This window comes from Paraherbaspirillum soli, assembly GCF_042654985.1.
GTDB lineage: Bacteria > Pseudomonadota > Gammaproteobacteria > Burkholderiales > Burkholderiaceae_D > Paraherbaspirillum > Paraherbaspirillum soli.
The window spans coordinates 1-24,211 of record NZ_JBHSMT010000022.1; the positions used below are offsets into that span (position 1 = coordinate 1).

The window sequence follows — 24,211 nt, forward strand, 5'->3', positions numbered from 1 at the left end:
CGAGAGGTTCACGTCCGGTTCTGTGAGAGCCTGAAGGGGAGGTTCCTTTGGGCGACTCGATCACCCACGCCAGACGGCGGGGCGCGGATTCATCCACCGCTAGGAGACCGACATGACTAGTAGTAAGAAGAAGCCTCGCCCATTCCCACCCATCCCGGATATCCCAGAGCATCAGCCTTTCTCATGGCTGGACAAAGACTTGCGCACCGATCAAGCGGCGCAATGCATCGCGTTCACGCTGGACATGTGCCAGGGCATTTACAAGGGGCTGTCTATGTTGCATGCCAACCATCTGGCGCAAGAGCACGGCGACCCCGATTGTCCGCCGCCGTTGAACGCTTGCGATGTCGACCTGCTGCTGCGCTGGATGATGGGCTCGACCGAAGCGGTATTGGGCAAATCCGAGACCAGCGTTGATTACCTGAACGACTTGATAGCCAGACAGCGCCCGACCAACCGCTGACCGCCAATGCCGGTAGGGCGGATGAGCGCAGCGTTATCCGCCGTTTCACCGTGTTAGATACATCGAATGCAGGTGGTGCATCTAGTGTCCTGAATCACTAATTCATTGAATAAATATGCCGAGAATCGCCCCGATACGGCGTCACAAATGCGCGCAAGGCTCCAGCCTTGCTGTGCTTTGTTCCTTGTCTCGTGCCGATTTCGACATATTTAAGTCTTCAACGAATTAGTAACTCAGGACACTAGCGGCGGATAACGCTGCGCTCATCCGCCCTACAATAGTCAGGTGGGTCGCCACGGTGCTAAAAGAGCGTCGACGTTGGCCAAATAGGGGCCGCATCCGGGCGATAAAATCATGCTAGCGATCCTCGCGCGTGTGCCAAAGGCGCAGCACGTAGATGACTGATTCTTGAATTTCGTAGCGCATCTCATAATGCCCAACGAGGATTCGACGCACCTCACGCGGCTCGAATTCTTCGAGACTTTCACCGACGCGCGGGTTCGTCAACAGGATTGTCGGTGCAGCGGTAAGTGACTGTACTGTGCGCGCCGCGGCATTCCTATTTACCGATGCCAGAAATTCATAAAGCCGCGACAGATCGGATAACGCCTTACTAGTCCACTTAAGTTCCATCAGCGTGGTACCGGCAATGGGGTATCGGCAGTCAAGCTATCCGCCCATGCCTGCACGGCCTGATGATCAATAACGCGGCCTGCGTCCACATCAGCCAACGCCTCACGGGTCAGGCGACTGCGTTCCTCTTCCTGATCGATCCAGGCCGACAACGCTTGCTTTATGACCCAGCCGCGCGACCGTTCAAGGCGAGCGGCTAGTTGATCGACTTTTTCGGCCAGAGGCAACGGAACGTGTGCAGTTAATACTTTGGTGTCTACATCAGCCATCTCTATTTCCTCGGTTATCTGGATCTCACATTGTTGGGAGGCAATCATCTCTTTGATTTTAAATTAATCATAGTGATTAATTTTGATTTAATCAACCGTTCTGCTTTCAGACTTTTGCCTGATGCTGACGGTCAACGTCGGTAGGGCGGATGAGCGCAGCGTTATCCGCCGTTTCACCGTGTTAGATACATCGAATGCAGGTGGTGCATCAAGCGGCGGATAACGCTGCGCTCATCCGCCCTACAGTAGTCAGGTGGCCCGCCACTCGCCAGTATCGCTTTGAGTCGTTGCAATGAGCGCCGCATATCAAAAAGAGCAATCCTGAAAATTTAGAATTTGCCTTATGGCAATTAATTGAGTAAAAATAGAGTGGCATTTGCTAAATGCGGGGGGATTGCAATCGTGAATAGCATTTCATTCGATTTGACCCAATTTGCACTCACTGGCGGTATTTGCAATGATCGCGATGGTCCGCGGCAGCGATTGAACCAGCCTGGGAGCCTCTTGCGCGTTGCAGGTTTCACTTTGGTCGAGTTGTTAATAACAATCACAGTACTGGCTATCTTGTTGGGGGTGGCAGCGCCTTCATTTCAGACCATGGTGCTGAACCAGCGCGAGTCGGCACAGGCAGACGGGCTGGTCAATGCGCTGAACTATGCCCGCAATACGGCGCTGAGCCAGATTATCAACATACAGGCGTGCCCAAGCGGGACATCGGGTTCGACCACCTGCGGCGCAAGTTGGGGGGCGGGCTGGATGATCGTCAGCCAACCGCCAACGGGCGCGGCAACTTTGTTGCAAAGCCATCCGACGGCAGCTAACGGTCCAGTGCTGTCGGCCGTGCCGATCGGCGGCACGGCGGCATCCAGCGTGACGTTCGACCCGCGCGGTCTAGCCACTACGCAGGCTAATTTCAAGGTGTGCGACAGCCGCGGAGCTAAATTTGCTCGTTCGGTGCAGGTGCTGCCCACCGGATTTATACAATCGGGACCTACACCAGGGCTGGCGGTGTGGGATGGTAGTGCGCTGACATGTCCATGAATGAGAAGCCATGATGAAAACCAACGCGCAAGCAAGCTCGACCGGTTTTGCCATGCTCGAAGTGTTGATCGCCGTGGTGGTCCTGGCAACCGGCATGATGGGTATCGCCGGCATGTTGCTGCTCTCGCACAAGTCAAATAGCTCCAGTTATATCAAACAGCAATCCGTGCAGTCCGCCTATGACATCTTCGATCGCATGCGGGCCAATCGCCAAGCCGCTGTCAACGGCAATTACAACGTCAGCAATTTGGTGAAAAGCGGCACGCCAACCTTGCCCAGCGCGCCGGCTACCGATTGCGCCAGCACCGCTTGCACCGCTGCGCAGTTGGTCGCTTACGACACCTGGCACTGGCTGGCCAAGGATGTGGCCCAGTTGCCTAACGGTAGCGGCGCCGTCAGCACCGCCGCCGCAGCCACGGGAGGGAACACGCTGGTCACGGTGACTGTGCAATGGGATGACAGTCCGGCCCAAAAAAATCTGGGCGCACTCGGCGCCGCTCCGGCGGCCAGCCCGAACCTGGCTCAGTTCGTGATCCAGACCCTGTTATGAAATACCGGCAACCACCTGCACGCGGCGTCTCATTGGTCGAACTGATGGTGGCGATGACCATCGGCCTGATCCTGGTGGCTGCGGTTATCGGGGTTTATCTGGCGCAAACCCGGACTTACAAAACCACCAATTCCCAGGCATCCATCCAGAACGCGGAAAACGCTATTTCCGCATTGCTCACTCCCACCATACGCGCCGCCGGCTTCAGCGGCTGCGCCACGCTGGTGCAGGCACTGTCGAACCTGAATCCAGGCGGTCCGGCGCCGCTCGGCACCTTAGGCGCAAACCCCAGCATGCTGATGGGTTATGACGCCGGCACCACGCTTACTATCAGCAAGGACAACGCCGCCAACGACAGCAATGCCGGCGATTGGTCGCCCAGCCTGGACGCTTCGCTGGCGGGCAACGTCGAGGCCGGTAGCGACGTACTGGTCGTGTTGGGAACCATTCCCGGCAGCCAGCCAGTCGGCGTTGTCACCATCGGCTCGGGCAGCAACTCACTGGTGGTGCAGAACGCTACGGGCAGCGGGATTTCCGTCGGACAGTTTGGCGCCGTTTCCGACTGTTTGAAGACTTCCGTATTTCAAATTACTGCGGTGGCAGGCAACACCCTCACGCACGCCGCCGGCAGCGGCGCGCTGGCCAATACGTCTGATTTTCTCGCGGTCAACTATCCGATAGGCTCCCAATTTGTCCCGCTGCAGCAAATCGCATTTTTCGTGGCCCAGGGGCAGGGGGGGCAAAGCGCCCTGATGCGCGCCACGCTCAACGGCGCTACCTGGACCATTCAGCCCTTGGTGCCTGGCGTCGAAACCATGCAGGTGTTGTATGGCATCGGAAGCAATGGGGCGCTGACGCAGTATGTGACCGCCAACGCGGTCGTCAACTGGGCCCAGGTGTACGCGGTACGCCTGGGTTTCCTGATCGAGGGCCAGGCGGGATCCGGCAGCGCCAGCAGCACCAATCCAACGCAATTCACGGTGCTGGGCAGCAGCGTGACGGCGCCGGCCGACAACCGGCTGCGGCATGTGTATGAAATGATCATCAATCTGAGAAATTCGACATCATGACTTGCGTCCAATCGTTGCGGTTGTTCTCACAGCGCGGCTCGGTGTTGATCACAACCACCATCCTGGTGCTGATGCTGACCATGATGGCGCTGGCGGCGTTGTCGCTCAACAGCACGCAAACCCGCATCGCTACCAATGCCGCCGATGCGCAAGTGGCTTTCCAGGCGGCGGAGGGGGCGCTGAATCAGGCTATCAATAACGTGCTCGCCGGTAATTACGCGGCAGGCGGTTTTTTGGCCAACACCAAAGGTCTGTATTTGTTCAGCGCCAGCAGCGCTCCGTTGTGGAGCAGCGTGGATTGGACCAGTTCCAGCGCAGTGATCCAGAGTTTCCAGGGTGGTTCCAGTGCGCCAGCGGCTTTTATCATCGAGCAGTTGCCGTCCGTAATCCGGCCCGGGCAGAACATGAAGACGCCGGCCCAGATTTATCGCATTACGGCACGCGCAGTCGGGGCCAGCGGCAACTCGCCGGTGGTGTTGCAAAGCACGGTGCAAATCCAGCCATAAATAATCCTGCAGAAAATATTCAGAGGCCTTGTGTGTACAGCATGGAAGGCGACAGGGGAACCCAGCGTGATGCCAGCATATAAAACCAGACTCGGCTCGCACGGACAAGGTATCGCCTCAATTGCGATGATCGCGGCGGCGCTCGTGGCCTTATCCAGTTCCGTATCGTTACGTGCAACGACGGGCGCGATCCCGTCCCAGATCATTTCCCAGATCCCGCTCACGCTGGCTACCCCGGTCCATCCTCAGGTGCTGATCGCGATCGGCAACTCGGAGTCCATGGACGGCACATTGAGCGGGGCCATCATGGCCGGTTCCGGCACGCTGGCGAGTGGCTTGAGTACTCTCAATGGCTCCAGTTCACCAGTCAATTACCTTGTACCCGCCGGCTTCACGCCACCGGTGCAGGCGGCCGATGCGAGCGGGCAAGCGCCGTACACCGTGAACCAGAGCGGGACCCTGGTCGACAACGGCGCCAGCCGGCTCAACGTCGCCAAAGCCGGGGTCCAGGCCATCATCCAGTCCTATATGCAGAACACCGATTTCGCCCTGGAGACTTACAGTACCAGCGGCACCAGCCTGTACACCACCTGGGTGTATTACATGTCGCCGCAAACCGGCAATTTCACGTTTACCAGTCTGCAAACCAGCGGTAATCGCTATGTGCCGAACCCGTGTTTCGGTTATCTGACAGCGTCGGCTACGGTTAACAGCAATTGCAAGTCGATCGCCGGCTTATATAACGCGACCACGCTGGCTGCGAGTTTGTATATGCAGATCGGCGCCTCCAGCGACGATCCCAGCATCAACGATGTGCTGTACGCTTCGGCGGGGGGGCTATCCGGCATTTTTGTGTCCTACAACGGACCCAGTCCGGCTTCCCCTTACCCGCCGAATTTTTCCCTGGCCAATTACAACAACGGCGGCGTGTTTGTCTCATACGGCAGCACCAGTCCCAATAACGGTGCATTCGGGACCAGTCCGACCAACGCCGGTTTTGTGCCTTATTCTCCGCAGGTGATGTATGCCGAACGCGGCTTCGGCTATGGCGGCAGCCAATCCGCCACGACCGGCAATGTGGTTGTGCCAATCACCACCGCGGGAACCGTCCCGACCAGCACCAGTGTGACCACGGCGATTAACAAGTTCCTGCCTTTTCTCAGCCCGGAGACCAACAACGCATCCAGCGCAGAAATCAAAGCCGTCGCCGGCCAGTCGCCGGTGGCAGGCCTGCTGTCGAAAGCAAAGAGTTATCTCGCAACCGTTAACTCCGCCGCCAGCGGCTGTACGCCCAAACAATATGTGGTGCTGATTTCCGACGGTTTGCCGACCCAGGATCTGAACGGGAATTCCTGGCCGCCGCTAGGCAGCGCCGCAGCACAGGGATATGGCGTGACGGCCACCTTCAATAGCGACGGCTCCTTGAAAACCACTAACGACCAGGCCTTGACAGACACCATCAGCACACTGAACAGTCTCAATGGCGCCGGCATCAAGACCTATATCATCGGCCTGGGGGCCGGGGTCGATCCTACGCTCAACCCGCAGGCAGCCGCCACGCTGGCGGCGATGGCGATCGCCGGCGGCACCGGAGCTTACTACCCGGCCACCAGTCCGGCGGCACTGGTGAGCGGTCTCAACAGCATTCTGATCTCGGTGCAAAACGGCTCGCTGTCGACCACCGCGGCCGCGGTCAACTCGACCCATCTGCAAGCCGGCACCGTGGAATATCAGGCCAACTTCACCTCCAGCGACACGCCGTATCAGGACTGGACCGGCAATCTGATCGAAAAGGCGCTGGACCCGGCCACCGGCGCGCCGACCGGCGCCGCGTTGTGGTCGGCACAGACACTGCTGGACTCGCAGGCGGCCGGCGGCGGCTGGTCCAGCAGCCGCTTGATCGCTACCTGGAACCCCACCCTGACCAGTAGCGCCGGAGGGGCCGTACCGTTTCAATGGGCCAACCTTAGTACGGCCCAGCAAACGCTGCTGCAACCCGCCGATACCTTGGGCTCGAGCAGGCTGCAGTACTTGCGCGGCAACAGCGCTCTGGAGAAGCGCAACGGCGGCGCATTTCGCAACCGCTCGCATATCCTGGGCGACATTGTCGACAGTCAGCCGGCGTATGTGGGAGCGCCGACCGGCACTTACCTGTCTGCCGGCTACGTCAGCTTCGCCAAGGCCCAGGCCAGCCGCCAAGCCATGCTGTACGTAGGGGCTAACGATGGCATGCTGCATGCTTTTAATGCCGCTACGGGGGCCGAACAGTTCGCCTTCGTGCCCAACGCTGTGTTCAGCAATCTCAGCAACTTGAGTGCGCCGCTGTATAACCAAAGCCATCTGTTTTTCGTCGACGGCTCACCGCAAACAGGGGATGTGCAGTTCATCGACGCCAGCTGGCACACCTTGCTGCTGGGCGGCGAAAATGGCGGCGGCAACAGTATTTATGCGCTGGATGTCACCAATCCGAAGAACATCACCACAGAAGCCAATCTAGCCAGCTCGGTGCTGTGGGAATTCACCGACGCCGATATGGGCAAGAGTTACAGCGAGCCGCAAATTGCGCAGATCAATCCGGCCAGTAGCAGCGCGCCAGGGTTCGCGGTGTTTTTCGGGAACGGCTACAACAGTCCGAACAACAAGGCCGTACTGTATGCGATCAATCCGCAAAACGGCCAGACCATCAGCAAGATCGATCTGTGTGCGGCGGTGTCCGCCGCCTGTAGCACGACGCTGCCGCAAGGTTTGTCGACGGTGGCGGTGGGCAATGGCGATGGACTGCAAGGGCAGCCGATTACACAGGTGTATGCCGGCGACCTGCAAGGCAATCTGTGGGCGGTGGACGTATCCAATGCCGATCCGACGAAATGGAAGGCGAGGTTGCTGTTCCAGGCGCGGGACAGCAGCGGCAATCCGCAGCCGATCACCACGGCGCCGCTGGTTACCCTCCATCCGAACTACCCGCGTTTGCAGGGCCTGTTCATCATGTTCGGCACCGGACAATTGCTGACCCAGACCGACCTGAGCAGTCAGCAGATACAAACGGTTTACGGGGTGTGGGACAAGCCGGGGGCCAGTACCGTATACAGCCGCTCAAATCTGCAAGTGCAGACCCTGAGCCTGGTCACCGCGGCGACCTCCGGTTTGCCGCAAGACATACTGACCGATACCGGCAATGCCGTGAATTGGGTCACCAAGGTCGGCTGGTATGACGACCTGCTCATTGCCGGGCAGCGCATCGTGACCGCGCCGCAGTTACTCAATGGTGCTTTCATCACCAGCTTGAACACCCCGCCGTCGAATGTGTGCGGCGTCGGATTCAGCTCGATGTTTCTGGAGCTTAATTTCCAGACCGGCGGCACCTTCCAGCAGCCGCAGCTTGATATCAACGGCAACGCTCTCATCAACCTGAGCGATCAGTACAAGGGAGGCAATCCGGTGGGGATTGCGCTGCCGCCCGGTTACGCCAGTTCGCCGACCACCCTTGGCCCGAACCAGAACAACAATATGATCAAGATCATCACGCAGTCGGGCGGGCAGCAGGTCACCGTGCTCGATCCCAACAATACCCCGCGCAGGATCGCCTGGTGGCAACTTCAGTGAGGACGGTTAGGACGGTTTGCCGGCTGTTCCGACCGACGGCAACTGGCGATTACAGAGATGTCAATCACTTCCAAGGACAATCACAATGCGACCATCCCGTTCCAGCATGCAAGCCAAGGTCCTGCGCATTCGAGGCTTCTCCCTGATCGAGCTGATGATCGTGGTGGCGATCGTGGGGATACTTGCGCGCGTTGCCTATCCGTCCTACCTCAGCTATGTGCGCAAGGCGCACCGCGCCGATGCGATGGCGACGCTGGCGCAGCAGCAGACCATCCTGGAACGCTGCTACGCGCAAACCTTCGACTACAGCAAAGCTTGCGCGGCGCTGCCCATCTTTCCGCTGGTCTCGAGCCAGGGCTTTTACTCGATCGCCTTGTCGAATCAGGCTGCCTCGACTTATACCCTGACTGCGACCGCCACCGGGACGCAAGCGGCTGACACCACGTGCGCCACGATGAGCGTGGATCAAGCTAGCCAGAAGCTGGCAAAGGATAGCTCCGGCAACGCGCAATCGGTTTGCTGGAATCCTTGATTTGACACGCGTCGCATGGCCGCTGGGGATGCTGATTTTGGAATGGGTCGAACGGTTTCGGCTGATCTTCACCTATTGTCCGAGCGCTTCCCCCGTTACAGTTGACACTGTCAGTTTTGACAGTTACCTCAGCGCCACCGAGCGAGCAAGATTTCTCATAGGAAACTAAAAGTATTTTCGATACTGATTTGCCGATGTTGCCGCCGTTCCGGCCCTGAATTTGGCGCGGAGGTGCATATTGACGAGATCGGCTGCCTGGCGCAGCCGGATCTGACTTGTAGCGCACGCGATCATCCACGTTCCGGAGAAATATCCGGGCTAGTGCTTGGGCAACAGCAGGCCTTGGCAGGCTTGCATTTTCAGGTAAAGGACTTCATGCGTTCTTTTTCGAAAAGCCGTTTTCAAAGATGGGCGCTGACTGGCCTGATTTCGATGTTGGCCGCGTGCTCGACGACGACCACCGGGATGCGGATGGGCGACCACAAAAAGGTGATCCAGCAAGCGAGTTCCGGGGTGGTGCCGGTGATGAAACCGATCACGCTGGAATTGTTGCAAGCCGAGAAAACCATCCGCGACCAGCAGTCCAGCCAGGACATCAGCCACCTGATCGCCAACCCGGCGCCGTACCGGATCGATAGCGCCGACATCCTCTCTATCGTGGTCTGGGATCATCCTGAACTCTCGACACCAGGCATGACCGCGGCGGCATCGCTGGCATCATCCGGCGCCGGCTATAGCAGCTCGTCCGGCGGCGCACCCGTCAGCATGGACAATGGCGCCACCCCGGGTTTCGTGGTCGATCAGGACGGCTTGGTGCAATTTCCGTATGTGGGTCCGCTCAAGCTGGGCGGACTGACGGAGGCGCAGGCGCGCAGCCTGCTGACCCGCAAGCTGGCGCGCTTTCTCAAAAAACCCGATTTGACGCTGCGGGTGCAGGCGTATCGCAGCAAACGGATTTATCTCGACGGCGAAGTCAAAACGCCGGGCATCCAGGCTATCAACGACATCCCGATGACCCTGGTGGAGGCGCTTAACCGTGCCGGCGGCGTCTTGCCGAGCGGCGATCAAAGCCAGATCGACATCAGTCGGGCTGGGGTCACTTACCGGGTCAATCTGTCGCAACTGGTACGGGACGGCATCAACCCGGCCAGCATCCTGTTGATGAACGGCGATGTGGTGCGGGTGCTGTCGCGTGAAGAAAGCAAAGTGTTCGTGTTGGGCGATGTGTCGCGCCCGGTCACGCTGACCCTGCGCAATGGCCGTTTGACCTTGAATGAGGCGCTGGGCGATGCCGGCGGGCTCAGTCCGTATAGCAGCGACGGCCGGCTGGTGTACGTGGTGCGCAACGCGCAAGACATGAACCCGATCGTGTATCACCTAGACGCCCGCTCGCCGGTGGCGCTGGCTTTGGCGGAAAACTTCGAGCTCAAGGCCAAGGATGTGGTGTTTGTCGATGCCGCGCCGCTGGCCGTATGGAACCGCGTGATCAGCCTGATCCTGCCGAGCGCGCAATCGGTCACCGGCGCGGTGCAGGCCACCAAATGATTAACAAGATCCTGGTGGTCTGCCTCGGCAACATCTGCCGCAGCCCGATGGCGGAGGGCTTGCTGAAGCGGGCATTGCCAGGGAAAACGGTGTATTCAGCCGGCATTGCCGCGATGATAGGTTTTCCGGCGGACCCGCTGGCGGTCCAGTTGATGCGCGAACAGGGCATCGACATCAGCGCGCACCGCGCGCAGAGTCTGCTGCCGTGGATGGTCAGTGAGGCGGATTTGGTGGTGACCATGGATCTGGATCAAAAACGTTTCATCGAGCAGAAGTACGCGACATCGAAAGGAAAGGTATTCCGGCTTGGCGAATTCGGCGGATATGACATTCCCGACCCTTATCAGCGCGATCTGGCGGTGTTCCGCCAGACCTACAGCTTGATTGCCGAAGGCGTTGACGCGTTGACCCAGCACCTCGTGCTTCTCACTTAATGCAACCGTTTGGATAATCATTCCGATGAATCAACCCATTCAGCAGCTAGTGCCAATCAGCGTGCCGGAAGATGACGAATTCGATCTGGCAACCTATCTCGACATCCTGTTCGACCAACGCTGGCTGATCGCCGCCATCGCGCTGGCGGTCGTGATGCTGGGGACTGTCTATGCGTTCGTGGCGAAGCCGATCTACGAAGCGAATATCCTGATCCAGGTGGAAGACAGCCCCAACTCATCCAAAAACATACTGGGCGACCTGTCCGCCATGTTCGATGTCAAAACGGCAGCGACCTCCGAAATAGAAATCCTCCGTTCGCGCATGGTGGTGTCGCGCGCGGTCGACAATTTGCGGCTCTATATCAGTGCCCGCCCCAAGTATTTCCCGGTGATCGGCGCTTGGCTGGCCGGACGCAGCAAAGAACTGTCGGAGCCCGGCCTGTTCGGCTACGGCGGTTATGTCTGGGGTGCGGAGCAGATCGAGGTTTCCATTTTTAATGTGCCCGAATCGCTGCAAGGTAATGAGTTTGTCCTGACGGCAGAAGGCAACGGTCAATTCAGGGTGACTGAACGCAAACAAAATCTTGAGTTCACAGGCCGCGCCGGATCTACCCTGCAAGCCGCTGTCGAAGACGGCAACATTACGCTGCGGGTAGAGCAGCTGACGGCCAAGCCCGGGGCCCAATTCCTGCTGACGCGCTTTTCCCGGCTGACGATGATCGAAAAGTTTCAAAAGGCGATGGACATCTCCGAAAAAGGCAAGCAATCCGGCATTCTCGGTGTGACGCTGGAAGGCACCAACCCGACAGTCACCAGCAGCATCCTGAACGAAATCGGCGGCGAATATGTGCGCCAGAATGTAGAGCGCAAATCGGAGGAAGCCGAAAAATCCCTTTCTTTCCTCGAGAAACAATTACCGGACCTGAAGCTGCAGCTGGAACAGTCCGAGAGTAAATACAACCAGTTCCGCAACAAGAGCGGCACCATCGACCTGGACGAGGAAGCCAAATCGCTGCTGCAACAGTCGGTCGCCGCCCAAACCAAGCTGGTCGAGCTGAAGCAAAAAAGGGAGGAGCTCCTGATTCGCTTCACCAGCGATCATCCGGCCGTGGTCGGGATCGACAGTCAGATGAATGAAATCAATGCTGAAATACGGGCGATTACCACCCAGATCAAAAAGTTGCCGCTGCTGGAGCAGGATGTGCTGCGCCTGACCCGCGACGTCAAGGTCAATACCGATTTGTACACCGCGCTATTGAACAGCGCACAGCAATTGCGGCTGGTCAAGGCCGGTAAGGTGGGGAATGTGCGGCTGGTGGATGGGGCCGTGGTGCCGGAGCTGCCGATCAAGCCCAAGCGCCCGGTAGTGATTGCGATCTCGATGATGATCGGATTGTTTCTTGGCGTGATGTGCGCCTTCATCAGAAAATCGCTGTCCGGCGGGATCGACGATGCGCATGAGATCGAGCAGATGCTGGGGTTGACCGTGTACGCCACCGTTCCGCACAGTAAAAAGCAGGAACTCCTGCATCGGCAGTTGCTGACCAAGTCGTCGCAATCGTTGGTGTTGGCGCAAACCGACCCCACGGATACGGCGATCGAGAGCTTGCGCAGCTTGCGCACCTCGCTGCAATTTTCAATGCTGGATGCCAAAAGCAATATACTGCTGATCACCGGCCCCACGCCGGGCTTGGGAAAATCATTTGTTTCAGTCAATTTTGCCGCGGTGCTGGCAGCGGCCGGCAAAAAAATCCTGCTGATCGACGCCGACTTGCGCAAGGGCTATCTGCACCAATACTTCAACATAGGGCGGGGGAAGGGGCTATCCGACCTGGTGGCGGGAAGCTGCAGCCTGGAACAAGCCCTGAGCAAAGGGGTGCTTGAGAACGTCGACTTTATTTCCACCGGCAGCTTGCCGCCCAACCCGTCGGAATTGCTATTGCATGGAAATATCGAGCGCCTGTTGCAATCGCTGTCGGCCATGTACGACTACATCGTGATCGATACCTCGCCGGTGCTGGCGGTGTCGGACACATTCATTCTCGGTCCGTTCGCCGGCGCCATCTTCATGATCACGCGTGCCGGCCAGAGCACGATGGGGGAAATCAAGGAATCGATCAAGCGCTGGAGCCAGACCGGGGTGCCGGTCAAGGGCATTATTTTCAACGATCTCAGGCGCCGCCCGGGTGCTTACGGATATGGATATAAATATGGGAAGTATCGTTACGCCGAATATAAATACTGAAAAATAATGACTATTTTGCGGAGACAGGAATGCATAGAAGAAGCCAGACAAGAAATATTTTTCATCAGTCGCGAAAAACGCGTCGCTCGATTTTCTTATATGGCCTGTTGATGGCGTTTGCCGCGACAGGCGTTTTTATTTTGATCCAGTCGTAAATAGGGCGTATCCAAAGTAGGGTGGATGAGCGCAGCGTTATCCACCGTTTCGGATGCGTCAAACCCAGCTAAAGCGCTGCGCTCATCTTCCCGTCCTATCGTTCTTGAACAGGGCAGCCGCGATCAATTGTTTTGAAATGCCGAAAATAAAAAGCGAATTGCTCACTACATAGCGCTTCAATAATCGACGCGGCTCGGTGCCAAGGCGGTACAGCCATTCCAGCCCGTTGCGCTGCATCCATGGCGGCGCTCGTTTGACAGTGCCCGCATGGTAGTCGAACGCAGCGCCGACGCCGATCATCACCGCGTTGATCCGGCCGCGATGCGCCGCCATCCATTTTTCCTGCTTGGGGCAACCCAGTCCGACCAAGACTATGCGCGCGCCGGAGTGGTTGATGATCGCCACTTCTTGTTCGTCTTCCAGCGCCGAGGGCGGACCGAAAGACGGCGAATAACTGCCGGCTCGCTGCAAGCGCGGGAACTGCCCGGCAACCGTCGCATTCAATGCGCGCAAGGTAGCCTCGGTACTGCCGTAAAAGAAAACGCTCTGGCCGATCCGTTCCGCTTCGGCCAGATAGCGCCACATCAAATCCGGCCCATTGATGCGCTGCTGCGATGGAAAGCCCAGCATCCGCAAGGACCAGGCCACGGGCGCGCCGTCAGGGGCCGCCATATCGGCCTGGTTGAGCGCCGCTTCGAACTCGGGATCGAGCGTGGCGGTCACCACCGAATGCGCATTGCACATGCAGACATAGCGGGACTCGCGCGCGGCGCCCCACACCACGATTTGTCTGACTGCATCGTTCCAGGACAAGGCGTCGACGAATGCCCCGAGCACTTGCTTGCCTTTACGCGACATGGCGTTCTCCCAGGGTTGCCGCTATGGGGCACCTTAAAAACCTACTGCAGAGTTTGGCAAGCCCGCCAATCTCTGGGCTGTGATGCTCACCCACTCCGTACGGCTGCAGGTGTTGCAACTTCGTCGCCCAGACCTTGGGCCGCTCGCTACGGTTTTTAGAGGCGCCCTACGGCATCCGCATAATGAAAACTTAATGCGGCATTGAAAATAGTCTTCCTTCATCTCCAAATAGCCAAGTGCATCTGGTCGTCTTCAATATGCCGGTCGCCCGCCCTTTGAAGGAGAATCTGTCCGTCAAGCGCGTCAAGCGAGTGCCGTCAAATGACAACACGTCGCCGCCTTGCATGGCAATCAGCCACTGCGTGCCGCTCCACGCTACTGCCAGCGGAGTGCTGCTCAATAGCCCGTTCGGCAAGTCTTCCGACCCACCGGATGCGATCAGCCTGCCCATGCCGAATGGAGTGGGATTAGTCACTGCCGTCACGTTGGCGACGGCGGATACCAAGGTCGTCACCGTCGAGACTGCCGCCAACGCGGCAAATCCCGCCGTCTGGGCTATGGCAGGAACTGTTATGGTGGCGGCAGACCCCACTACAGCAGTCTCGGTCGTCTGATATTGCATCATCCCGCTGCTTACCACCGTTCCTGCCGGTATCGTAGTGGCGCTACTGGTCGTGAATTGCAGTGAGCCAGTGGCATATTGCTGGGTTGTATCCCATTCGGCGATGTATAAAGAAGCTCCAAAACCGGCCAGCAACAGTTTGCGCGATGTTGGATCGAATCCTATGCCGAAAATTGCCGTCGAAGACCCGCTCCCGCCTAGCTGTGCAGTCGTACCCGGCAAGTAACTACCTAATTTGCTGCCTTGGAAGGTGTCGAGGTTAAAGGAATGGAATTTTAATCCGGTAGCTGAACCGCCGACTGCATAGAGGTGGCGGTCCGTATACACACCGTCATATATCGCGTCTCCTCCTGCAGAAAAAGATGCGTTGGACGTATAGGACGCGAGAGATGCGGACGAGCCGGACTCGCTTAGAAAGCCAATAAAACCCAAACTTCCCATCACCCAGGCATTGGCTGAGCCGCTGGCCTTGACCATCTTGTTGACATTGGAAGGAGGCGTGCCGCGGATGCTTCCGTAGCTATTTGAAGTCCTGTCCCATCTGATGATTTTCCCGGTCGAGGTACCGAAAAATATAATTTCGTGCCCATAAATATTCAAGCCGACGTTGCATATGGCGGTAATATTATCGGCCAGGACCAATCCCGGGCAGGTCAAAGTAGTGATGAATGTCTGCCCATCCCATTCGGAAATCAATCCTCCGTTACCGGAAATGATCAGATGTCCGTCCAATGTTTCGGCGGCCACGTAGATGCAGTTGCCTAACCATGACGGCGGTCCTTCTGCTGTACCGCCGCTCCAATCGACAATTTCGGAGCCAACTCGTTGCGCTTTGGGGATCGCGCCGAGCAGCCGCCAATCCTGGACGCTTAAGATACCTGTTGATACCACCTCAAATGTGGCGAGTTTGACTTCGTCTGCGGCGTAGGTATTGTCGCTGGCATAGACGACCGTCCCGGAGGAATTGATCTTAAGATGGTTGCGGAATTGTTTTTCAGTCAGGGTAATCGTCACCCCGGGATTGCCTAAGGTTCCGCTTATTGGCGCAATGCCGGTAATCGACGCAAGATATTTATTGGAAGCTGTAGTGGCTGAATTGCCATTGGCAACGGATGCGATGGTCACTACATCCGACAATACATAGCCACGCTCATCCAGACCATTCACCGTAAGACTGCCGCTGACGGCGTTGCCGCTGGCGTTCGATACCGTGACGTTAAATTTTGATAGTATCTGCGCTGTTTGGACAAGCGTCACGGTACCCGAGTCTATTGTCGCAAGCGTCAGCGATGGCGTTGTCGGAGTTAAAGTTTGCTGCGCAATATTGAACGTGTTGCCTCTTAAGACTGCCACCTGAGCCGGGATGGTTAAGGTGCCGCCCGAGTATGTTACTGCCCCACTGCTTGACACCAGAAAGCTTTGCGGGGCGATAGCGGCGGGATCGTGCCCGCCAGTGTCGAATGCTACCAAATCGTGAAGCGTAGGCGCTTTAGTCATTGCTTCACTCCCTCAGAAATAGTCGCGACGTTGGATCCGGTATAAGTCAAAGTCCACGTGTAAGCGCTGTCAAGACAGGTGCTGGGGTGAATTTTGTCGCGATATTGAAGAATGGCTATCATCGTACGCTCCAACAATATGTGGATCGGCCTATGGGGCACTCGATATATCGAGGTTCTATAGACTGTAACGGCGCCATTGAATTTCACAACTGGCATTTCTGATAGGTTGCCCCAGACAATCGCTCGGCGGGACGGCATGCATCTGTTATTGGCGGACGGCGTCTCAAGGCCCGCGCTTCAGTGAGGAGATATCGCGCGTTATTTTGCGAAGGCTAGTCGGCGCAGGAGTTGTTGGGATGGCGAGCGGGGCGTCGACACTGCGTGCCGCGATGCGTGTGTACTGCCATTGAATAGTCCCGGCAGTAATCGAAGAATTTTGTTTTGGTAGTTTGGCTGGTCAGGCGTCGATCCATCCGTGCAGATGGAGAAAATTACAAGCCAGCCCGGTTAGCGTTTGCCTGCGAACCTCATTTTTTTTTCCACCAGTCACCGAACCAAGAAACCAGATGGCATAGCACGCCGGCCGCAAGCAGGTAATCTGACGCCGGCCTCATGCTCAGCGCGAAGGCGACCAGGCCAATAATGAAACTGCAAGTGCCGATCAGTCGAATGCCGATGTCGATCATGGTTGAACGGTCCATTTTCCGCTTGTTGTGTGCTACGGCGGGTTGGAAGGCACTATCTTGTGATTTGACTTTCATTTTCTTCTCGCTCCAATCCCATTTCTCTATCGGCCGATAGTAGTGGATATTTTTAACAAAAAGACAACTTATCCGACTGTGAAAAATGGTAGCACGCCACATGCTCTTTTTGCAATACGTCTTTTGCTCCAAATTTACCCATTTTTTGTTGGATTCAACGAAAAGCAACGTTGTTTACTCGCTCTCTTCAAATGATGCGCGCACATGAATTTTTTGCAGCTCTTGTGCCGCACCTCCTTCCCTAAATCTCAAATTCTTACGGAATCCTTACGAAAATTTGCAAATGGGAATATTAAATTACATCGGCGCTGCTATAATGCTATACGGCAATAATATTTGCCTCGCATGAATAGCTCAATGATCAAACATTTCATCGCTCGTGCGTTGATGCGCCGCCGCCGGATGCTATGCGTCAGGGGCTGTCGCAAACAGAGTGCGCTTGATCACCTTCCTCCTTTGTGGGCGCCGCAAATAACACACTCGTGGATGCCACAGGGCAGTTCGCAGGATGAGTTTGATGCCGATTTCTCCTTTTGCATTGGCCGTTGTCTCAGTAATGAGGTGTTGCGATTATTTGCACAACTGCGCCACTTGATGCCGGACAGGCACCGTAGCGCGACCGCTACAGCAGCGGTTGAAAGTCTGAAAAGTATCCAGTATCAGTAGATTATTTGCACCACTGCGCCACTTGCTGCCGGACAGGCACCGTAGCGCGACCGCTGTAGCAGCGGTTGAAAGTCTAAAAATATCCAGTATCAGTATTGAGTGGCTTTCGCTATTTGAAGCAGGCGGCTTGAGAATATCGCTGCGCGCTTTTGGCTCGACCCTGGGCGAACACATGTTGTCGATGGATTTGGGTTCGCACCGCAGTGTCGGAATGGCGAGAGAAGTCGAGCGACGTATGAAGTTGTCTCCACTGCTGTGTCAAGCCGTTTGCACGGTTTGACGCGACGGTTGATAACGGAGCGTAATCATGCTGGCATCTCAAGTGATTAAGATAGCGGTAGTGGCGGCGTTTGTAAGCTTTACGGTTTGTGTGCTGATCGTTGGTTCGCAGAGATGGCACGGAAAGCTTACGCTCGATCACGATTTGGATGGCATCCAAAAATATCACACCACAGCGGTACCCCGAGTAGGCGGTTTTGCCGTAGTCGCCGGAATCATCTGCACTCTTTTATTTTTCATCATTATCTATCCCGGACAAATCGCGACATTGCACGCAAACAGTGCAATGAAACTGCTGATTGCCAGCTTGCCTGCCGTGGTCGCCGGAATCACTGAAGATCTGATAAAAGGGGTATCTGTCAAAGTACGTTTGACGGCAACGATTTCTAGCGCGTTGATTGCCAGCGCACTGTTGGGCGCGACCGTCCAGCATCTCGATATCTGGGGAATCGACAGCTTGCTGGTATTCATGCCGTTTGCCCTGGTTGTGACGGCAATCGTCGTAGCAGGGGGGGCAAATGCGATCAATATCATCGACGGCTTCAATGGCTTGTCCGGCAGCGTAATCGCAATCATCTCCGCAGCTCTGGGATTTCTTGCATGGCAGGCAGGAGATGTTCTTGTCGCGACACTTGCCGTGCTGAGTCTCGGTGTTGCCGTCGGTTTCCTGTTGGTGAACTACCCGACAGGCAAGTTGTTTCTTGGCGACGGCGGTGCCTATTTTCTGGGTTTCTGGGTTTCCGAAATTGCGGTATTGCTGCTGGTGCGCAATCCATCGGTGAATGCCTGGCAGGTATTGTCGATCTGCGCGTATCCGGTGATTGAAGTCCTGTATAGCATTTATCGCAGAAAATTCATCGGCAGATCCAGCCCTTGCGAGGCGGACGGCTCGCATCTTCACACACTTGTCTATCGCCGCGTTGCCGTCAAGCTGATTCCTTATAACGCTGCACCGGCCTGGATACGCAACGCTGCGGTTGCGTGCGTCATGGTTCCTTGCATTGGTCTGATCGTCCTTATCAGCGTGATCGCCGGCGGCCGGATGATTGGGGGGCTGCTGCTGGTGTTTGCGCAAGTCTTGTTATACGTGGTCATTTACAAGCGACTCGCGCGCGGCTATTGGCGTCGCCGTCATGCGACAAGCGTTGCAGTCGACATCGACACCAACGGAGAGTTGTCATGATCGAGTCGGCGTCCTCGATCGGTACCAGTTGGTACGTCCTCCAAACAAAACCGAGGCAGGAGTTCCGCGCATTGGAGCAATTGGAGAATCAGCTGTACACCTGTTTTTTGCCGACATTGCAAATTGAAAAAGTGCGACGCGGTAAGTTGGAAGTCGTTATTGAGCCGCTGTTTTCGCGCTACTTGTTCATTCAACTTGATACCGTGTCGAGTAATTGGGCGCGGCTGCGCAGTACGCGCGGCGTCAGCAAGCTGGTCGCATTTGGCGACCGCTTTGCCACCATATCCGAGGTCATCCTGAACGCGCTAGGCAATGCGCGACCGCCGATTCCTACGCCGCTATTTGCGGCCGGCGAAAAGGTCGCCATCAAGTCCGGACCGTTTTCCGGCCTCGACGGGGTTTTCCAAATGTTGGACGGCGAGTCCAGGGCGCTGGTTTTAATTGAACTGCTCAGTCAGCCGCAAAAACTGGCGTTCGAACTGGACACGCTACGCAAGATTGCTTAGTTGGAGCGGCAAGCGCATGCCCGGACGCTGATGAGAGCGGGGCGAAGGCGATGGTTGAAATCGAGAGGCAAACGGTTTTTGGAACTTAACCGGTAATCCAAGGGCGGTAGCGTGCCTGCATGAGAAAGCGGTTACGAAAGCGGTTACCGATGCCTTGTGCGCAAAGCCCTGTTGAGACCTGCTGTAACACCCGCTGTCGGTACTGGCCGTGTTGTTGAAATCTTTGCATGAATCATTCGATCCTCACTTCTGCATCCAAGGACAGATCATGAAAATATCGATAGACACTCGCATTGCAATCATTGGCCTTGGTTATGTCGGCTTGCCCCTGGCAGTCGAATTCGGGAAAAAATATCCCACGCTCGGTTATGACATCAACCAGCGCCGTGTGCATGAACTACGGGACGGCATTGATAACACATTGGAAGTTGATGCGTCTGAATTGAAAGAGGCAAAGCACCTCCGCTATACGACAAACCTGGAAGATTTGCGGCAGGCGACGGTTTTTATCGTCACCGTGCCAACCCCGATAGACAAGTACAAGCAGCCGGACTTGACCCCGCTGCAAAAAGCCTCGGAAACCTTGGGCAAAGTCATCAAGAAAGGCGACATTGCAGTCTACGAATCAACCGTCTACCCAGGCGCCACTGAAGAGTATTGCGTGCCGGTCATTGAACGCGTCTCGAACCTGAAGTTCAATGAGGATTTTTTCGTCGGCTACAGTCCGGAGCGGATTAACCCGGGCGACAAGGTACACCGGCTAACCACCATTACCAAAGTCACCTCCGGATCAACGCCGGAGACCGCCGACTTTGTTGACGCGCTCTACAGCAGCATCATCCAGGCCGGCACCCACAAGGCGTCATCGATCAGAGTGGCGGAAGCGGCGAAGGTCATCGAAAATACGCAGCGCGACCTCAACATCGCGCTCATGAATGAACTCGCCATCATCTTCAAGAGAATGGGGATCGATACCGAAGATGTACTGAAGGCCGCCGGCACAAAATGGAATTTCCTGCCGTTTCGTCCGGGCCTGGTAGGCGGTCATTGCATCGGCGTTGATCCGTTCTACCTGACTCACAAGGCAGAGGAAATCGGCTATCACCCACATGTGATCCTGGCCGGTCGCCGCATCAACGACAACATGGGAAGTTATGCTGTCGGCCTGCTTGTCAAGCAGATGTTAAAGCGCTGTATCCAGGTTGAGGACGCCAACGTCCTGGTCATGGGCCTGACGTTCAAGGAAAACTGTCCGGACATACGCAATACCAAAGTGATCGACATCATCAACGAATTAAAAGGCTACAACGTCAACGTCGACGTGTACGACCCCTGGATCAGCGCCGGGAATGCGCAACATGAATACGGGATCACTCCCATCCGCCTGCCGGAACCCGGGAAATACGACGCCATTATCCTCGCAGTGGCCCATAGCGAATTTAAGGAAATCGGTGTGGCCGGCCTGCGCAGCTTCGGCAAAAAAGAACATGTGCTGTTCGACCTGAAGTATCTGTTGCCGAAAGCCGATTCGGATATCCGCTTGTAACGAAGTCGTCTGCAAGTTATCAAATAGGGGGAGCTAAGGCATGAACCGTTTCGAACAGATCCAGCAAGAATTGCGCGAACACCCAAAAAAATGGCTCATTTCCGGATGCGCCGGTTTCATTGGTTCCAATTTATTGGAAACACTGCTGAAACTTGACCAGACCGTCGTCGGCCTGGATAACTTTGCGACGGGGTATCAACATAATCTGGACGAGGTGAGAGAACTGGTCGGCTCCAAGCGATGGGCGAGTTTTAGTTTTATCAGGGGCGATATCCGTGATCTCAATGCGTGCCAACAGGCAGTGCAAGGCATCGATTATGTGCTGCATCAGGCAGCGCTAGGATCCGTTCCACGCTCGCTCGAAGACCCGGTCACCACTAACGATGTCAATGTCAGCGGCTTCCTGAATATGCTGGTCGCGGCCAGAGGTGCTGCGGTGACGTCATTCGTCTATGCGGCATCGAGTGCCACCTATGGCGACCATCCAGGCTTGCCCAAGGTGGAAGATCGCATCGGCAAGCCGCTATCGCCTTATGCCGTCACCAAGAATGTCAATGAACTGTACGCCGAGGTATTTGCGCGCTGCTATGGATTTAAAACGATCGGACTGCGCTACTTTAATGTCTTTGGAAAGCGACAGGATCCGAACGGCGCTTATGCGGCCGTGATCCCGAAATGGATAGCTGCAATGATCCGCAATGAAGAAGTATGCATCAACGGCGATGGCGAAACCAGCCGCGATTTTTGTTTTGTGGAGAATGCGGTTCAGGCGAATTTGCTGGCGGCGACGACTTCCGCCGACAACAAAAATGAAATTTATAACGTCGCTGTGAGTGATATCACGACTCTCAATGAACTGGTCGGGATTCTCAAATCCACGCTCGGCAAGCATGGTATTCATTATCAGAAGGAGATCGCCTATCGCGACTTCCGGGATGGCGATGTACGTCAATCTCAAGCGGACGTCAGTAAATCTGCGCAAAGGCTCGGGTATGCCCCTGAGTACCGCATTGGCGAGGGTCTGAATACGGCGATGTCATGGTACGTGGGACAACACCATGGCAAAAGGCAAGCGTGAAAATTGTTAACACCCTTAGCGCTCGGATCAGAACGGCCCAGCCGGAGCATCACGCCATCTTCACGGGCATGGCGTGGGTTAGCCTGTTTGTCATCATCGGCAAGCTGGCGGGGGCTGCCAAAGAGATGGCAGTCGCCTATCGCTTCGGTGTCGGTGTTGAGGTGGATGCCTATCTTTTTGTCCTCAACTTCATTAGCTGGCCAATTGGAGTTTGGTTCAGCGTATTGACCGTGGTGTTGGTGCCGTTAGCCGCAAAAATGCGGCAGGATGCCGCCGGCGAGCTGCCGCGCTTTCGGGCAGAGCTGTTCGGTGTGGCTATCGTACTGGGGCTGGTCCTGGCGATCCTGGCCAGGCTGGGACTGCCGATGGTGCTGCGTTCGCAGTGGGCTGGTCTGCCCCCGGCGACCGCCGCACTTGCCACGCATGCGGCCCCGACGCTTGCTTTTCTCCTGCCCTTGGGCGTGCTGATCAGTCTTCTTTCCGCCTGGATGCTGGCCGCGGGACGACATGCCAATACCTTGCTGGAAGGCGTCCCCGCGGTTGTCATCGGCATAGCAGTTCTGATCTCCGCCGGCAGCGGCATTGAACCGCTGGTCTGGGCCACCGTCGGCGGTTTTGTCGCCCACGTCATCAGCCTTGCAATTCCGTTGGCACGCCGCAAAGAAATCGAGTTTCCCCGCTTTACTTGGCAATCCACTCAGTGGACTTTATTTTGGCGCGGTTTTGGGATCATGCTTGCCGGGCAGGCATTGATGAGTTTAATCGTCATCGTTGACCAGTTTTTCGCGGTCCATGTAGGCACCGGTGCATTCGCTACGCTCAGTTACGCAAACCGCATTCTTGCCTTGCTCCTTACGCTGGGAGGAACCGTTGTCAGTCGCGCCACGTTACCAATATTTTCCAAGGCGCATCGACAAGGGAACACGCAAGTGCGCCGTGTCGTGACTCAATGGGCCGGCGTCATGTTCCTGGTGGGTGCCGTCTCGTCGGCTGTTTCTTGGTGGCTGGCGCCATGGGTCGTGAAATTGCTTTTCGAGCGGGGTGCATTTACCGCCCAGGACTCGGCGGCGGTCTCGGAGGTATTGCGTTATGCGTTGGTACAACTGCCGTTTTATTTCGCAGGCCTGGTATTGGTTTCTGGATTGGTGAGCAGGGGAATGCACAAACTGGTTGCGCTGAGCGCCATAGCGAATCTTGTAGTCAAGATTTTCGGGAATTACTTATTGGTGCCGGCTATGGGTATTAAAGGTATCGCGCTTGCGACGGCATTCATGTATATCGTTTCCTTTATCACGCTATATAAACTGACAAATATCACTGAGAATCACAAAGGAATAATTTAAATGCGATTACTCATATTCATTTATTCTCTTGAAATGGGCGGCGCAGAGCGCGTCACCACAAATCTTGCAAACCATTGGGTCGCGAGAGGCTGGGAAATTACTATAGTAACGTTGGCATCAACCAGCACTGACTTTTATAAACTTCCCCCTGGGATTAAACGTGTTGCATTTGAATTAACTGGTGATAGCGGTAATTTGTTAACGCGCTTTTCGAGAAATATACGTCGGGTAAAAGAATTGCGGCGCACTCTGCGTGAGATACAGCCAGATGTTGCGCTTGCGATGATGAGTACGGCGAATGTGATTCTGTCACTGGCCGCAAGGAGGTTCCCTAATGTGTGTGCCATTGGTTCCGAGCATACATTTCCACCCCAGCTACCGTTAGGCGCTATTTGGGAGGCGTTGCGGCATAAAACGTATGGTCAACTAGCCGCCGTTGTGGCGCTTACCCAAGAGTGCGCCCATTGGATCGGAGCGCATACATCGGCGCGAAGAGTTTCGGTTATTCCTAATCCTGCGTGCTGGCCGCTTCCTGAGCATGTGCCGAAAAAATACCGATCCGAAGTCTGCGCACCCGAACGACAGCTCTTATTGGCGGTGGGGCGGCTGAATAAAGAAAAAAATTTCGAACTGTTGGTAGAGGTATTTTCGCACTTGGCACAGAAGCACCCGGATTGGGACCTGGTGATTCTCGGGGAGGGCCCCGAACGCCAAGTCCTGGAAGCGCAATTAAAGGCCAAGGGGCTGGATAAGCGTGTTTTTCTTCCGGGACGCATCGGCAATGTTGGGGAGTGGTACCAGCAGGCAGATCTCTATGTAATGA

General features: G+C 56.2%; 21 protein-coding genes. 16 read left to right on the top strand and 5 right to left on the bottom strand.

Annotation, left to right across the window (positions count from 1 at the left end; genetic code table 11):
- The first annotated feature begins 112 nt into the window (after positions 1 to 112).
- Positions 113 to 463, top strand: coding sequence for a hypothetical protein (locus tag ACFPM8_RS12070; RefSeq protein ID WP_378997800.1), 351 nt, complete (start codon positions 113 to 115; stop codon positions 461 to 463).
- Positions 464 to 820: 357 nt separating this feature from the next.
- On the opposite strand, the gene ACFPM8_RS12075 is transcribed toward ACFPM8_RS12070, so the two are convergent.
- Both ACFPM8_RS12075 and ACFPM8_RS12080 read right to left on the bottom strand, forming a co-directional pair.
- Positions 821 to 1,096, bottom strand: a complete 276-nt coding sequence (locus tag ACFPM8_RS12075) for a type II toxin-antitoxin system RelE/ParE family toxin (protein WP_378997801.1) — start codon at positions 1,094 to 1,096, stop codon at positions 821 to 823.
- Positions 1,096 to 1,365 (bottom strand): CopG family ribbon-helix-helix protein, encoded by a 270-nt coding sequence (locus tag ACFPM8_RS12080; protein ID WP_378997802.1) that lies wholly within the window; start codon positions 1,363 to 1,365, stop codon positions 1,096 to 1,098. The genes ACFPM8_RS12075 and ACFPM8_RS12080 overlap by 1 nt, the downstream gene beginning before the upstream one ends.
- A 354-nt stretch (positions 1,366 to 1,719) precedes the next feature.
- On the opposite strand from ACFPM8_RS12080, the gene ACFPM8_RS12085 reads away from it, so the two are divergent.
- The 9 genes from ACFPM8_RS12085 (at position 1,720) to ACFPM8_RS12125 (ending at position 12,891) form a co-directional block, all read left to right on the top strand.
- The gene (locus ACFPM8_RS12085) at positions 1,720 to 2,406 is read left to right on the top strand and encodes a GspH/FimT family pseudopilin (RefSeq protein WP_378997803.1); all 687 of its coding nucleotides are present in this window, start codon (positions 1,720 to 1,722) and stop codon (positions 2,404 to 2,406) included.
- A 10-nt stretch (positions 2,407 to 2,416) separates the two neighbouring features.
- On the top strand, positions 2,417 to 2,956 hold the full coding sequence (gene pilV, locus ACFPM8_RS12090) for a type IV pilus modification protein PilV (RefSeq protein WP_378997804.1): 540 nt from the start codon (positions 2,417 to 2,419) through the stop codon (positions 2,954 to 2,956).
- Positions 2,953 to 4,026, top strand: coding sequence for a PilW family protein (locus tag ACFPM8_RS12095; RefSeq protein WP_378997805.1), 1,074 nt, complete (start codon positions 2,953 to 2,955; stop codon positions 4,024 to 4,026). Before pilV ends, ACFPM8_RS12095 begins: the two co-directional genes overlap by 4 nt.
- Positions 4,023 to 4,532 (top strand): pilus assembly PilX family protein, encoded by a 510-nt coding sequence (locus ACFPM8_RS12100; protein WP_378997806.1) that lies wholly within the window; start codon positions 4,023 to 4,025, stop codon positions 4,530 to 4,532. The genes ACFPM8_RS12095 and ACFPM8_RS12100 overlap by 4 nt, the downstream gene beginning before the upstream one ends.
- A gap of 69 nt (positions 4,533 to 4,601) precedes the next feature.
- Positions 4,602 to 8,135 carry a pilus assembly protein gene (locus ACFPM8_RS12105; RefSeq protein ID WP_378997807.1) on the top strand — a complete coding sequence of 1,178 codons (3,534 nt, stop codon included), beginning with the start codon at positions 4,602 to 4,604 and terminating at the stop codon, positions 8,133 to 8,135.
- 85 nt (positions 8,136 to 8,220) lie between these two features.
- Complete coding sequence (locus ACFPM8_RS12110; RefSeq protein ID WP_378997808.1) at positions 8,221 to 8,667, top strand: type IV pilin protein; 447 nt, start codon at positions 8,221 to 8,223, stop codon at positions 8,665 to 8,667.
- 231 nt (positions 8,668 to 8,898) lie between these two features.
- Positions 8,899 to 10,212 (top strand): polysaccharide biosynthesis/export family protein, encoded by a 1,314-nt coding sequence (locus ACFPM8_RS12115; protein ID WP_378997809.1) that lies wholly within the window; start codon positions 8,899 to 8,901, stop codon positions 10,210 to 10,212.
- Positions 10,209 to 10,646, top strand: coding sequence for a low molecular weight protein-tyrosine-phosphatase (locus tag ACFPM8_RS12120; protein WP_378997810.1), 438 nt, complete (start codon positions 10,209 to 10,211; stop codon positions 10,644 to 10,646). The genes ACFPM8_RS12115 and ACFPM8_RS12120 overlap by 4 nt, the downstream gene beginning before the upstream one ends.
- A 25-nt stretch (positions 10,647 to 10,671) precedes the next feature.
- Entirely contained in the window at positions 10,672 to 12,891 is a 2,220-nt protein-coding gene (locus ACFPM8_RS12125; protein ID WP_378997811.1) for a polysaccharide biosynthesis tyrosine autokinase, read from the top strand.
- A gap of 237 nt (positions 12,892 to 13,128) precedes the next feature.
- On the opposite strand, the gene ACFPM8_RS12130 is transcribed toward ACFPM8_RS12125, so the two are convergent.
- The 3 genes from ACFPM8_RS12130 to ACFPM8_RS12140 all read right to left on the bottom strand — a co-directional run bounded on the left by ACFPM8_RS12130 (position 13,129) and on the right by ACFPM8_RS12140 (position 16,787).
- On the bottom strand, positions 13,129 to 13,905 hold the full coding sequence (locus ACFPM8_RS12130; protein ID WP_378997812.1) for a WecB/TagA/CpsF family glycosyltransferase: 777 nt from the start codon (positions 13,903 to 13,905) through the stop codon (positions 13,129 to 13,131).
- 190 nt (positions 13,906 to 14,095) lie between these two features.
- A complete protein-coding gene (locus ACFPM8_RS12135; protein WP_378997813.1) occupies positions 14,096 to 16,024 on the bottom strand; it encodes a baseplate J/gp47 family protein in 1,929 nt (642 codons plus the stop codon).
- Between the two features lie 529 nt (positions 16,025 to 16,553).
- Positions 16,554 to 16,787 (bottom strand): hypothetical protein, encoded by a 234-nt coding sequence (locus ACFPM8_RS12140; protein ID WP_378997814.1) that lies wholly within the window; start codon positions 16,785 to 16,787, stop codon positions 16,554 to 16,556.
- A gap of 973 nt (positions 16,788 to 17,760) precedes the next feature.
- Here ACFPM8_RS12140 and ACFPM8_RS12145 point away from each other — a divergent pair.
- From ACFPM8_RS12145 to ACFPM8_RS12170, 6 genes are all read left to right on the top strand, one after another.
- Positions 17,761 to 18,915 carry an MraY family glycosyltransferase gene (locus ACFPM8_RS12145; protein WP_378997815.1) on the top strand — a complete coding sequence of 385 codons (1,155 nt, stop codon included), beginning with the start codon at positions 17,761 to 17,763 and terminating at the stop codon, positions 18,913 to 18,915.
- On the top strand, positions 18,912 to 19,421 hold the full coding sequence (gene rfaH / locus ACFPM8_RS12150; RefSeq protein WP_378997816.1) for a transcription/translation regulatory transformer protein RfaH: 510 nt from the start codon (positions 18,912 to 18,914) through the stop codon (positions 19,419 to 19,421). Before ACFPM8_RS12145 ends, rfaH begins: the two co-directional genes overlap by 4 nt.
- 268 nt (positions 19,422 to 19,689) lie before the next feature.
- Positions 19,690 to 20,967, top strand: coding sequence for a Vi polysaccharide biosynthesis UDP-N-acetylglucosamine C-6 dehydrogenase TviB (gene tviB, locus ACFPM8_RS12155; RefSeq protein ID WP_378997817.1), 1,278 nt, complete (start codon positions 19,690 to 19,692; stop codon positions 20,965 to 20,967).
- Positions 20,968 to 21,007: 40 nt separating this feature from the next.
- Entirely contained in the window at positions 21,008 to 22,045 is a 1,038-nt protein-coding gene (locus ACFPM8_RS12160; protein ID WP_378997818.1) for an NAD-dependent epimerase/dehydratase family protein, read from the top strand.
- Complete coding sequence (murJ, locus tag ACFPM8_RS12165) at positions 22,042 to 23,388, top strand: murein biosynthesis integral membrane protein MurJ (protein ID WP_378997819.1); 1,347 nt, start codon at positions 22,042 to 22,044, stop codon at positions 23,386 to 23,388. Before ACFPM8_RS12160 ends, murJ begins: the two co-directional genes overlap by 4 nt.
- Positions 23,389 to 24,211, top strand: an 823-nt coding sequence (locus ACFPM8_RS12170; protein WP_378997820.1) for a glycosyltransferase, incomplete at its 3' end; no start/stop codon positions are given. It abuts the gene before it with no gap.